At 36.4% G+C, this 12,312-nt stretch carries 10 protein-coding genes and 1 pseudogene; 5 read left to right on the top strand and 6 right to left on the bottom strand.

Annotated elements, in window-relative coordinates; translation table 11 throughout:
• Positions 1 to 806 precede the first annotated feature (806 nt).
• From GNY06_RS01310 to GNY06_RS01290, 5 genes are all read right to left on the bottom strand, one after another.
• A complete protein-coding gene (locus GNY06_RS01310) occupies positions 807 to 1,055 on the bottom strand; it encodes a DUF6952 family protein (RefSeq protein WP_166518460.1) in 249 nt (82 codons plus the stop codon).
• Positions 1,056 to 1,058: 3 nt separating this feature from the next.
• Positions 1,059 to 1,370, bottom strand: coding sequence for a thioredoxin family protein (locus GNY06_RS01305; RefSeq protein ID WP_166518459.1), 312 nt, complete (start codon positions 1,368 to 1,370; stop codon positions 1,059 to 1,061).
• Positions 1,371 to 1,456: 86 nt separating this feature from the next.
• Positions 1,457 to 2,092, bottom strand: coding sequence for a peroxiredoxin (locus GNY06_RS01300; protein WP_166518458.1), 636 nt, complete (start codon positions 2,090 to 2,092; stop codon positions 1,457 to 1,459).
• Between the two features lie 302 nt (positions 2,093 to 2,394).
• Entirely contained in the window at positions 2,395 to 3,399 is a 1,005-nt protein-coding gene (locus GNY06_RS01295; protein ID WP_166518457.1) for a cytochrome d ubiquinol oxidase subunit II, read from the bottom strand.
• Positions 3,400 to 3,401: 2 nt separating this feature from the next.
• Positions 3,402 to 4,739 carry a cytochrome ubiquinol oxidase subunit I gene (locus GNY06_RS01290; protein WP_166518456.1) on the bottom strand — a complete coding sequence of 446 codons (1,338 nt, stop codon included), beginning with the start codon at positions 4,737 to 4,739 and terminating at the stop codon, positions 3,402 to 3,404.
• 185 nt (positions 4,740 to 4,924) lie between these two features.
• Here GNY06_RS01290 and gyrB point away from each other — a divergent pair, with 185 nt between their 5' ends.
• The 5 genes from gyrB to GNY06_RS01265 all read left to right on the top strand — a co-directional run bounded on the left by gyrB (position 4,925) and on the right by GNY06_RS01265 (position 11,562).
• Positions 4,925 to 6,859, top strand: coding sequence for a DNA topoisomerase (ATP-hydrolyzing) subunit B (gene gyrB / locus GNY06_RS01285; RefSeq protein ID WP_166518455.1), 1,935 nt, complete (start codon positions 4,925 to 4,927; stop codon positions 6,857 to 6,859).
• A gap of 136 nt (positions 6,860 to 6,995) precedes the next feature.
• Positions 6,996 to 8,354, top strand: a complete 1,359-nt coding sequence (locus GNY06_RS01280; RefSeq protein ID WP_166518454.1) for a DUF4403 family protein — start codon at positions 6,996 to 6,998, stop codon at positions 8,352 to 8,354.
• Between the two features lie 70 nt (positions 8,355 to 8,424).
• Positions 8,425 to 9,501, top strand: a complete 1,077-nt coding sequence (locus GNY06_RS01275; RefSeq protein WP_166518453.1) for a peptidylprolyl isomerase — start codon at positions 8,425 to 8,427, stop codon at positions 9,499 to 9,501.
• Positions 9,502 to 9,682: 181 nt separating this feature from the next.
• Positions 9,683 to 10,780, top strand: a complete 1,098-nt coding sequence (locus GNY06_RS01270) for a Nif3-like dinuclear metal center hexameric protein (protein WP_166518452.1) — start codon at positions 9,683 to 9,685, stop codon at positions 10,778 to 10,780.
• Between the two features lie 2 nt (positions 10,781 to 10,782).
• Positions 10,783 to 11,562: a zinc ribbon domain-containing protein gene (locus GNY06_RS01265; RefSeq protein WP_166518451.1), complete on the top strand. Its 780-nt coding sequence runs from the start codon at positions 10,783 to 10,785 to the stop codon at positions 11,560 to 11,562.
• Positions 11,563 to 11,770: 208 nt separating this feature from the next.
• On the opposite strand, the pseudogene GNY06_RS01260 reads toward GNY06_RS01265, so the two are convergent.
• A pseudogene (locus GNY06_RS01260) lies at positions 11,771 to 12,312 on the bottom strand (integrase core domain-containing protein); the annotation flags it as partial.

Here is a 12,312-nt window from a genome sequence, read left to right as displayed (position 1 = left end):
GAATTATTTTTACCAGATCATATCTCGTCGAAAAGCCTCTTTTTCCTTTGCTTAAATGAGGTAAAATCCATTGTTCTATTTTATCTTTGCTGATGAGTTCCAGATTATTAGTTATTTGATGTGCAATACAAAATTGCTATTTTTCTCGGAACTCTTTTTGTGTAAATAAGTTTAAACAACTTCAATATCAAAAATAAAAAAATAAAGACTTTCAATAGGGGCGAGGTGAATTTTTAGAGCAAGTGTTCCAGTTAATAATAGCATTGTTATATTGCATGAATGCCCCTTGCTTTTATAGTAGATATTGCCCAAGGTCTGCGTCTGACAATTATGAAGTTTGTAAACCCAATAATATATGCAAGAATTATTTATAAAAAAGTATTGGGAGCAAGAGAGTCTACTGTTTTATATTCATTTTCCCAATACCGGCGTGTTGTATTGTTAACACTAGAAAATCCGCGCCAAGGTGATTTCTTTTTATGTGATCAACCCTTTGGATCTTGATTTCCAAGAATCAGATTTTATCAGTAAAGAAGAATTTAATAGGCTTTGGAATAAACAGCCCCCCTCCAATATTTTATGTAAAGCTATTAAAATAGATTATTGATCCTTCTGACTAAGGATTTGTGTATGATGCTTTTTTCACGAAATGCTCCATCCTTTTGTAATAACAAAATCTATAAATATCGCAAATTTTTCGACTTTACCTACTCATAGTTCAATGAATTCGAGTGAAAACGGAGCTATTGATACCCGCGATAATATTTCTTAAATAAAGAATTAAAAATAGCCCACTAGGGGCTATTTTAACGATCAATACTGCCCATCACTTTTTGAGCAAATCCATTCAGTGCATCTTTTTCAGAAGTGCCCGACTTCACAAGGTCGCCCACTTCTTGTGCACCACAAATATTCGTGATAAGCTCTCCAATGACATCCACATCTTCATCCGAAATGCCTCGGAATTCAATAAACTTTTCCAGTACCTCTAGAGTAACCTGTAACTGCTCTGCAGAGCAATTCTGATAAAATTGTCTAATAATAGGAAGTTTCATCTTTTAGCCTTTAATTTCGTTAAATAAGTCATTCAAAACTTCAGTTTTATTGGTCTGAATCTGATTTTTTAGTTCCCCTTGCTGAAAAGCCGCAAAAGTGGGTAAATTGTCTACTTTTGCTAATTTTCTGGATGCCGGAAATTTTTCTGCATCTACATAATAAAAAGGAATATCTTCATTTTCAGATGCCAATTTCTTAAATTTCGGCTTCATTATCCTACAATTACCGCACCATGAAGCACCGTATTGTACCATAACTTTAGCATGATTATCTACAATTTCCTGTAAATTGTCTTCGGTTAGTTCTATAAACATGGCTTTATTTTTTGGGTTAAAAAATGTGATAATTAGCAAAAGCTAATTTCTTTTGACTCATTATCACATTCTTATTTTTACAATTATTAGTGTTTGCTCAGATATTCAGCTACACCTTTTCTGTCTGCATTCATCGCATCTTTACCTTCTTCCCAGTTAGCCGGGCATACCTCACCGTGTTTTTGTACGTGTGTATAAGCATCTATCAATCTCAGATATTCCTGCACGTTTCTCCCTAGTGGCATATCGTTAATGCTTTCATGGAAAACTTTACCGGTTTCATCAATTAAATAAGTAGCTCTATAAGTAACATTACCTCCTGAATACACCTCTTCTCCAGTTTCATCATTGTAATCTACATCTTGATCTAAAATTCCTAAAAGAGAAGAAAGATGTCTGTGGGTATCCGCTAAAATAGGGTAAGTCACGCCTTCTATACCACCGTTATCTTTAGGGGTATTCAACCAGGCAAAGTGTACTTCATTGGTATCACAAGAAGCACCTATGACCAAAGTATTTCTTTTCTTAAACTCCTCAAGAGCTTCCTGAAAAGCATGAAGTTCCGTAGGGCACACAAAAGTGAAATCCTTAGGATACCAGAATAATAATACTTTACTCTGCTTATTTACTGCTTCTTCAAAAATGTTGATTTTTAGATTGTCCCCCATATCCGAGATTGCATCTATTGTTACATTGGGGAATTGTTTTCCTACTAATGCCATAATTTTTTATGTTTTTAATTTATTAATAATGATTGATTGTCCTGTTGAATGGTACAAAAGTACAATGCATTTTTCTATTAAAAAATATTTTTTAATAAATAAAATCTATATACTTAATTTTAAAATTATTATAATTGCTACGGTAAAGCCTTTTATTTTTCCATTTGCAACAGTTAAGCTACTTCTAAAAGCATGATTAAAAGGACTGTTTATACGATTACGCAAGCCTGTTTTGAGCGTCTATAAAAAGTTTTGTCTGTGTAACACTTTATATGCCACTTATAGTCTGATACAGCAATTCGTTATTTTTTCATTTTACTAAAGGAATACATAAGATAAAAAAGAAAAGGTAAAATAAAAACACAGCCCAGAATAAGAGCCCAGCCTAAAGCATTGAGTGTTTTTAAAGGGGCTGCATTTTCCATTAATGAAATATAATTCCCATCAGCTAATAATATAATATTGGGATTATGCTGATAAGTTGCTGCGACTAATATCATGACAACCTGTAAACCCGCAAGCACTCGTACAGGCATTAATTTTTCTTTCCTTATGCAGTAAAAGATAATCATAAGAGCCAGAGTAGCCAAAGAGATCGCTATTATGCCCAAAGGTTTAGAGAACACCCAGTAAATCAATGGTATATCGGAAAAATGAGCAGTCAAAAACACACCTGCACCTGAGATGACTACAAAAAGCATCATTTGCTTAGTTTTACGAATCATTAAGTAGAGATCGGACTTATTAGTGGTTTCTCTCAATGAAAATATGGAGGCCAAATAAGCACAAATAGCAACTGTAAATAATCCTACCGAAAAGCCAAATATGTTCAACCAGCCATAAATATACAAATCCAAAAAACCCTTTGCATTCGGATTAATAGATTCGGATACGGTAGCCGCAGCGATAAGACCTAAAAAAAATGGGGTTAATAAACTCGCATAGTAGAAGATATTTGCATATAGAGTTTGCCATTTATCTTCAATAGCATCGTAGTGCCTAAAAGTAAAAGCCGTTCCCCGGGCGATGATACCCACCAACATCAGCACTAAAGGAATGTGGAGATAAGTCGACATAAAAGAATAAATCTTGGGGAAACCTACGAACATAATCACAATAGCAATAATGAGCCACATATGGTTCGCCTCCCATACTGGAGCAATCGACTCATACATGATTTTGCTAGTTTTAGCCTTAGCATTTTTATGGGTAAACAGTTCTACAATACCAGCACCAAAATCGGCACCGCCCAAAATAAGATAAAGACAGATAGAAAGCCAAAGAAAACCAATTACAACATAAATCATCTTTAGGATTTTTTCTGATTAAACAAAGGATCTGTTGGATCGTAAAGTCGAGGTACCATTTTTATTTGTCGCCAAATTAGGAATATAAGAATTACAGATAAGGTGAGAAAGATAGCACTAAAAAAATAAAAAGAATACTGTATACCTGGCATAGGGGTTACTGCATCCACCGTACGCATAATACCATAGATAATCCAAGGCTGCCTGCCGACTTCAGTAACAGTCCAGCCCGCCTCTAAAGCTATATAACCAAAAGGAGAAGCTAAGGCAAATATTTTGAGCAACCAATTTTTATACAACCAGTTTGGCCGGAAGAAATAGGCGTAGAGATAGAGAATACCGATAAGTACCATTAAAATACCGAAGAATATCATGATTTGAAAGGCGAAATGGGTAATAACCACAGGGGGCCAAACATCCTTTGGGAAATGATTAAGGCCTTTTATCTCGGCATTAAAATCACCTTTTGCAAGAAAACTTAATAGTTTTGGCACTTTTATCCCATATTTTACGGTTTGAGAGTCTACATCGGGAATTCCTCCAATAATAAAAGAAGCTCCTTTTTCGGTCTCAAAATGAGCTTCCATAGCCGCCAATTTTATAGGCTGACGTTTGGTAACTGATCTTGCGGCTATATCACCGCTAAGAGGTGCTGCAAAAGCCCCTACAAGAGCAAAGCCAACGGCAATTCTAAAAGCGGTGGTATGAAATGCGGTATTTTTATTTTTGGTAATAAGGTAAGCGTGAATACCTGCTACCGTGAAGCCCGTAGCACAAAAGGCCGCAATAATCATATGAAAGGCCTGTGGAAACCATGCTTCATTTAGCATAGCCGCGATAGGGTCTATATTGAAATATTGCCCATCAATATAATCAAAGCCCCTAGGGCTATTCATCCATGCATTTGCTGCTACTACTAAAATCCCAGAAGCCAGTCCACTCATGCCCACCAACACCCCACAGAACCAGTGGAACCATTTGTTAAACCGATCCCAACCATATAAGAAAAATCCTAAAGCAATCGCCTCTATAAAAAAAGCGGTTCCTTCTAGAGAAAAAGGCATCCCAAAAATAGGGCCTGCATGTTCCATGAATTTAGGCCATAAGAGACCGAGTTCGAAAGAAAGCATGGTTCCGGATACAGCGCCAGTAGCAAAGAGTATAGCAACTCCTTTGCTCCAAGCTTTAGTAAGCCCTTTGTAAATCTCATTTCCGGTCCTTAGGTATTTCCAGTGGGCATATGCCATTAAAAAAGGCATAATCATTCCAATACATGAAAAAATAATGTGAAACCCCAATGACATGGCCATTTGAGATCGAGCCGCTATAAAATCATCCATTCAACTAACGTTTTGACATGTCAAAATTACGCATTATTTTTCCGAATAGCCCGGTTCTTCATTTTAATTTCACATGCTTATAAAACCTCAATCTGCTGGTGAGGAGATATTATTTTTAATATTTTTCTATCCCTGTAATTGCTTAAATATTCCTATATTTGTAGTTATTGTAAAATTTGATTTGGATGAGTAATAAGCAATATACGGCCAGTAGTATTCAGTCGTTGGAAGGGATTGAGCACGTGCGCCTTCGTCCTTCTATGTATATTGGCGATGTGGGAGTAAGAGGTTTACACCATTTAGTATACGAAGTTGTAGACAACTCTATAGATGAAGCCTTGGCGGGTTACTGTGACACGATTACAGTAACGATAAAAGAAGGAAATGCTATCGAAGTAAGCGACAACGGGAGGGGGATTCCTGTAGATTTCCACGAGAAAGAACAAAAATCAGCATTAGAGGTGGTGATGACCAAGATTGGTGCTGGGGGGAAATTTGACAAAGATTCCTATAAGGTCTCCGGAGGTTTACACGGGGTAGGCGTTTCTTGTGTAAATGCTCTTTCTATAGACATGGTTACCACAGTCTACAGGGATGGAAATATTTATCAGCAGAAATATCAAAAGGGACGTGCCATTTCTGAAGTACAAAAAATAGGGCATAGCGATAAAAGAGGAACACTACAATTTTTCCAGCCTGATAGTAGTATATTTGCAGAGCTCGTATACAATTATGATACCTTAGCATCTAGACTTCGTGAGCTCGCCTATCTAAATAGAGGTATAAAAATTACCTTAACCGATGAGCGCTATACAGAAGAAAATGGAGATTTTAAAACCGAGACTTTCCACTCCGAAGGTGGTTTAAAGGAATTTGTAGAATTTATAGATGGAAATCGCGAATCTATTATGGAGCACGTGATTTTTATGGAGGGCGAACGCGACGATATTCCTGTCGAGGTAGCCATGCGCTATAACACTTCATTTACGGAGAACCTTCATTCCTACGTCAATAATATTAACACGCATGAAGGAGGTACTCATTTAGCAGGCTTTAGAAGAGCACTAACCAGGACCTTAAAAAAATATGCCGATGAACTCGGATTACCAGCCAAGGAAAAAGTAGAAGTAACCGGAGATGACTTTCGTGAAGGGCTTACCGCTGTAATTTCAGTAAAGGTGATGGAACCTCAATTCGAAGGGCAAACCAAAACTAAATTGGGAAATTCGGAAGTTTCCGGCGCTGTAGACAAGATTGTAGGAGAGATGCTTTCCAACTTTTTGGAAGAAAATCCAAACGAAGCCAAGCAGATCGTACAAAAAGTAGTTTTAGCCGCAAAAGCAAGACAAGCCGCAAAGAAAGCAAGAGAAATGGTTCAGCGTAAATCTCCGATGGGGGGATCTGGACTTCCAGGAAAGCTATCGGACTGTTCTTCCAAAGATCCTGTTGAATCCGAAATATTTTTGGTAGAGGGGGACTCTGCAGGCGGAACAGCAAAACAGGGGAGAGACCGTATGTTTCAGGCCATTTTGCCTTTAAGAGGAAAAATTCTGAATGTAGAGAAATCTATGATTCATAAAGTTTACGATAATGATGAGATTAAAAATATCTATACGGCCTTAGGGGTAAGTGTGGGAACAGAAGAGGATAGTAAAGCTTTAAATCTCGCCAAACTTCGGTACCATAAAATTGTCATTATGACCGATGCCGATGTGGATGGTTCGCATATTTCCACACTGATTTTAACCTTCTTCTTTAGGTATATGAAAGAGCTTATAGAAAATGGATATGTATATATAGCTTCACCTCCTCTATATCTCTTGAAAAGAGGAAGCAAAAAAATTTACGCATGGAATGAGAAGGAGCGTGAAGAACTTACTTTGGAATTATCTAAAGACGGAAAAGGGGTAGAAGTACAGCGTTATAAGGGTCTTGGAGAAATGAACCCAGAACAACTTTGGGACACCACCCTAAATCCGGAGAATCGTATTCTTAAACAGGTAACTATAGACAATGCCGTGGAAGCAGACAATGTTTTTTCAATGCTTATGGGAGATGAGGTACCCCCACGTCGAGAGTTTATAGAAAAAAATGCCGTTTATGCTAAAATTGATGCCTAAAAATAAAGGTATAAACTCTAAAAATGCTGATTTCATGCTGTTGAAATCAGCATTTTTTATGAGAATTCTCTATTGAGAAATAGGCGATTCGAAAATTTATAATTCATTTATATTTACTTTTTATAATCTTTAACAGATGAGAACTTCCTTTTTAATGCTACTGTTTTCTATTTATAGTTTTGGTCAGGAGGCCATAGGTTATGATTTTCCGAAAATAAAATCTTCCATTTCTATTCCTGTCGTCGTTCCTATGCAGGAGATTAACAGGGTGATTAACCAGACCATTAAGGGCGTCATCTACGAGGATAATTCCTATGTAGACAATAACAATGATCAGTTTAAGACCAAGGTTGAAAAAGATGGAAATATCTTGGTTCGTGGCCTAACGCAGAACCGGCTTTTAATTTCCATTCCTTTAAAAATATGGGCTGAAAAAGGCTATGGCTCTCTAGGATATTACACCTATCAGTCCACCAACTTTAGTGTGGTCATGAATTTTATTTGTAAGTTAGGATTAAATAATAATTGGACCCTACATACCCAAACCCAAGCTGCAGGTTTCGTATGGAAAGATAAACCTGTATTGGATTATGGTAAAGTTAAAATACCGATCACTTCCTTTGTAGAAAGTCCTCTCATCCAGCAACAGCAAAAATTCACAAAAATTATAGACCAACAGGTACTCGAAAAAATGAATATGCAGCCTTATTTAAAATTAGCCTGGAATCAGTTTATAAATCCTATTCCTATAGCAGAGGAATATAATACTTGGCTTAAAATAAGTCCTATAAGTTTATCGGCAACCCCCTTAAAAGTGTATGCCGACCAAATTGCCGTAACTTTGGGGGTCGACTTATATTCAGAAACGTTTACAGGAAACCCTCCTCTGCCCGATACTCCAGTAAAGGTTATTCCAAATTTTGTTTCTAAACCGAGTATTGATGATGTATTCATTATGCAGACCACGGTCCATATTCCTTTTTCTGAAGCCACAAAGCTGGCCGAGCAGCAGTTTCTCCATAAAGCCTTCACCTTTAGGGAAGGGAGTTATAAAATTGTAGTAGAAGATATAAAAGTCTATGAAAAAAATAAAAAAATAGTAATAGAAGCCACCACTAAAGGAACGGTATCTGGAATATCCACGCTTACAGGTACTCCGATTTATGATGCTAAAGATAAAAAAATAAGGATCACCAATACTCAATATGAACTTAAGACCTCTAATTTTTTACAAAAAGCGTTACTCTACCTCTTCAAATATAAGATTATCAATATGATAGAAAAAGAATACGCCATTCCTACCAAAGAACTGGAAAGCAGTGCCATCAAGAATATTGAGACCAATCTCAATAAAGAATATTATCCAGGTCTATTTATTAAAGGGAAGGTTTTTGAGTTTAAACCTTCTGACTTTGTGGTAAATTTTGATGGAATTAATGTTATTCTGGAAATGAAAGCCCATACGGGATTACTAATATCAGGACTTAGCTTTTAACTTGGGCTAGGTTCAGAATATGTATTTTAGCAATTTAGAAAACTCAATTTATTACCTATACCTATCTTTTATGAAGAAAATCGTATTTTTGTGTGCAGTATTATTAACCTTATTAAACTGTAAAACTTTGGATTTTAAAGAAATCAATTTAGATCAAGCAACTTATGATCATTTGCCGGAGGGACTCTATGGGAATTTAAAAACATCAAAAGGAGATATCCTAGTTAAATTTAACGATAAAGAATCCCCAGTTACTGTAGCTAACTTTGTAGGGCTAGCTCAGGGGAAAATAGAAAATAGCGCTAAAAAGAAAGGTGAGCCTTTTTATAATGGAACTATTTTTCATCGGGTGATTAAAGATTTTATGCTTCAAGGGGGAGATCCTAAGGGAACAGGAATGGGAGACCCTGGCTATAAATTCGATGATGAAAAAAACGACCTTCAACATACTGGAAAAGGAATTCTTTCTATGGCAAACTCAGGTCCTAATAGCAATGGATCTCAGTTTTTTATTACAGAGGTAGCTACACCATGGTTGGATGGGAAGCATACGGTATTTGGAAAAGTAATAAAAGGTGAGGACGTTATTGATGAGATTGCGAATGTAGAAAAAGGTCCTCAGGACAAGCCCAAAACTGACGTTGTATTGCAAAAAATAAGCATCTTTACTAAAGGAGAGGGCTATAAAGATTACGATGCCGCGAAAGTTTTTAGTGAAGGAAAAGCCAAAATTGCTGAAAACAATAAAGCTTATCTTCAAAAGCAGGAAGAAGAGGCCCAAAAACAACTTGAAAAGTTAAAAGAGGGAATGATGACCACTGCCAGCGGTTTAATGTATAAAATCACTAAAACCACTGACGGGATCCAGCCTGTAGCTGGGAATACCGTAGCTGTTCATTATACAGGTCTTTTGACCACAGGACAGGTTTTTGATTCTTCTATTGCCAGAAATGAACCCATAGAGTTTCCTATCGGGACTGGGCGCGTTATACCTGGTTGGGACGAAGGTATTCTTTTGTTGAAAGAAGGGGAAGAGGCTACTTTTCTTATTCCACCGGCTTTAGCCTATGGATCTCGAGGAGCAGGCGGTGTAATACCACCCAATGCCTGGTTGATATTTGAAGTGAAATTAGTGAAAGCTAAATAACACAAATAAAAAGGGGCGATCTCAAGGAGGTAGCCCCTTTTTATTCTAAAAGCAAAGTCTATATGGGATGATGCTGGTCATAGAGTCTTCATTCTCTAATAAAAATGAACACCTTCGTAGCCTAATTTCATAGAGTGGATAAAGAAAATATGCGGAGGTAGGTATATTAAAAAATCTAATAATGAAAATTAAAGAAGTTATTTGGATTACAGAAAAAAAATGGGCTTTACAACAAGCTGAGGATTTTGACAATGTAGGATTGTTATGTGGGAACCCTGATCGAGAAGTGAAAGGAATACTATTGTGCCACGATGCCTTAGAGGAGATCGTGGAAGAAGCTATAGAGCGGAAGTGCAATCTTATTATCTGCTTTCATCCTATTATTTTTTCTGGATTAAAATCTCTTACGGGAAAGAATTATGTAGAGAGAAGTATAATAAAGGCTATCGAACATAAAATAGCTATATATGCCATTCATACGGCATTGGATAACGATTTTCTGGGCGTCAATCACAGAATCGCTACGGAGTTGGGGTTAGAAAATCTTAAAATTTTGATGCCTAAGCGGAATCAACTTTTATATCTTAGTGTATATGTCCCTCAAGAGCGTGCAGAAGCTTTAGAAGAAGCGGTTTTTGAGGCAGGAGCTGGACATATAGGTTTCTACGATCAATGTAGTTTTAAAACAAAAGGTAAGGGCAGTTTTCGCCCCCTTAAAGGAGCGAATCCTTGGCTTGGTAGTATCTCAGAGCGCAGCTATGTGGAAGAGTATCAACTATCTTTTATTTTTGAAGATTATAAGAAGGAGCGTGTGTTGGAAGCCATGAAAAAAGCACATCCCTATGAAGAGATAGCCTATCAGCTTTACCATCTTGAGAATGACAATTTCTATCAGGGCTTAGGTCATTATGGAGAATTAAAGGAGGAAATGCAAGCGGAAGCCTTTTTATCTTTGGTAAAAGAAAAATTTAAATTAAAAGTAATTCGCCATTCCAAAGTATTGGATAAAAAGATAAAAAAGGTAGGCGTTATGGGGGGGAGTGGAGCTTCTGGAATTGGCTCTGCTATGGCAGCCTGCTGCGATATATACCTTTCCGCAGATATCAAATATCACGATTTCTTTCTGGCAGAAAGTAAAATAATAATAGCCGACATTGGACATTTTGAATCTGAGCGATTCGTTGTAGAGCAATTATATGAATTTTTCTCCGAAAATTTTACTAAATTTGCAGTCTTAAAGACGAATTTTAAAACCAATCCTGTAAATTATTTCTTATAAATATGGCTAAAAAAGCACAAGAAATTAGTGTAGAAGACAAACTTCGCGCATTGTACGATCTGCAGATCATCGATTCCCGTCTTGATGAAATACGCAATACAAGAGGTGAATTACCTATTGAAGTGGAAGATTTGGAAATCGAAATCGAAGGCCTTAATAAAAGAGCAACTAAATTTAGCAATGAAATTAAAGATCTTCACGATCAAATCAAAGCTAAAAAAGAAGCTGCAAGTCATGCTCAGAATTTAATCGAAAAATATAAATCTCAGCAGGATAATGTTAGAAACAACAAAGAATTTGAAGCTCTGAGTAAGGAGGTTGAATTTCAGGAACTTGAAATTCAATTAGCTGAAAAGAAGATTAAGGAGTTCAATGCAAAAATCGATCATAAAAACCAGGTTTTAGAGGAAGTTAATGCTAAAATTGAAGGTCTTACCAATCATCTCAATTTTAAGAAAAATGAACTGGAGGGTTTGGTTTCTGAAACCCAAAAAGAAGAGGAATATTTATTGGAGAAATCTAAGGAGTTTGCTGAAAAAATTGATGAAAGACTTTTATCCTCTTACAATAGGATTAGAACCAATTCATCCAATGGTTTGGCCGTCGTAGGTATTGAGAGGGGAGCAGCAAAAGGATCCTACTTTACGATCCCTCCACAAAAGCAGTTGGAAATAGCACAGCGAAAGAGAATTATCATTGATGAATATTCGGGGAAAATCTTAGTGGATGATGAGTTGGTAATGGAAGAACAAGAAAAAATGAAGACCATTATTAAGTTCTAAGATATTTTAAGAATACTACAGAAGTTAAAGTTATTAGAAAAGGCTAAATATAAGATATACAGTCTGTAAATAGAGCAGGTAGAGAATCTTATACCCATATCTATAACGAATAATAATAAAAGCTGAAACCTGTAGGTCTACAAATCGCCTTTATTTAATTGTAATAGCCCCGACTTAATCTGACGTTAAGTGCTAAAATAATTATCAGTTATTCAATATTATCCTTACTTCGAGAAGTAAGGATTTTTTGTTCCACTGCAAGAGTTTCCAATAATTTCTCTTTTGCAATAGTTTTACTATCCAAAAACGTCTGCATCGGTGTTTTACCATAACAATGTTTTCCAGTATGCGTTCTTTCATTGTTGTAATAGGACAACCAACTGTTTAAGTCTAATTGCAGTTCTTCAATACTTCTGTAAATTTTCTTTCTAAAATCTATGGCATAAAACTCGTCCTGTATCGTCCTGTATCGTCCTGTGAAAACGTTCACAAATGCCATTGGTCTGGGGACTTTTAGCCTTGGTCTTTGTGTGATCACTATCTTCAATGGCTAAATAAAGCTGGTATTCATGCTGTTCTCTTATTCCACAGTATTCGGTTCCTCTGTCTGTTAAAATTCTGAGTAAACGAAGTTCCTGCTGCTCAAAGAAAGGGACTACCTGATCATTAAGCATGTCATCAGCAATAAGAGCATTTTTACGGTCATATAGTTTTGCTAATACTACTTTGGAATACGTGTCAATAAAAGTT

The organism is Elizabethkingia argenteiflava (genome assembly GCF_009904105.1).
Classification (GTDB): domain Bacteria; phylum Bacteroidota; class Bacteroidia; order Flavobacteriales; family Weeksellaceae; genus Elizabethkingia; species Elizabethkingia argenteiflava.
The sequence above is the reverse complement of the archived record's forward strand: the minus strand, read 5'-3'. Positions and strand labels throughout refer to the sequence as shown.

What these genes read in the sequence shown, in the direction of transcription:
- GNY06_RS01305 (WP_166518459.1), bottom strand. Translation starts at nt 1,370, where the DNA reads ATGTTTATAGAACTAACCGAAGACAATTTACAGGAAATTGTAGATAAT.
- GNY06_RS01280 (WP_166518454.1), top strand. Translation starts at nt 6,996, where the DNA reads ATGAGAACTTCCTTTTTAATGCTACTGTTTTCTATTTATAGTTTTGGT.
- gyrB (WP_166518455.1), top strand. Translation starts at nt 4,925, where the DNA reads ATGAGTAATAAGCAATATACGGCCAGTAGTATTCAGTCGTTGGAAGGG.
- GNY06_RS01265 (WP_166518451.1), top strand. Translation starts at nt 10,783, where the DNA reads ATGGCTAAAAAAGCACAAGAAATTAGTGTAGAAGACAAACTTCGCGCA.
- GNY06_RS01270 (WP_166518452.1), top strand. Translation starts at nt 9,683, where the DNA reads ATGAAAATTAAAGAAGTTATTTGGATTACAGAAAAAAAATGGGCTTTA.
- GNY06_RS01295 (WP_166518457.1), bottom strand. Translation starts at nt 3,399, where the DNA reads ATGATTTATGTTGTAATTGGTTTTCTTTGGCTTTCTATCTGTCTTTAT.
- GNY06_RS01300 (WP_166518458.1), bottom strand. Translation starts at nt 2,092, where the DNA reads ATGGCATTAGTAGGAAAACAATTCCCCAATGTAACAATAGATGCAATC.
- GNY06_RS01290 (WP_166518456.1), bottom strand. Translation starts at nt 4,739, where the DNA reads ATGGATGATTTTATAGCGGCTCGATCTCAAATGGCCATGTCATTGGGG.
- GNY06_RS01275 (WP_166518453.1), top strand. Translation starts at nt 8,425, where the DNA reads ATGAAGAAAATCGTATTTTTGTGTGCAGTATTATTAACCTTATTAAAC.
- GNY06_RS01310 (WP_166518460.1), bottom strand. Translation starts at nt 1,055, where the DNA reads ATGAAACTTCCTATTATTAGACAATTTTATCAGAATTGCTCTGCAGAG.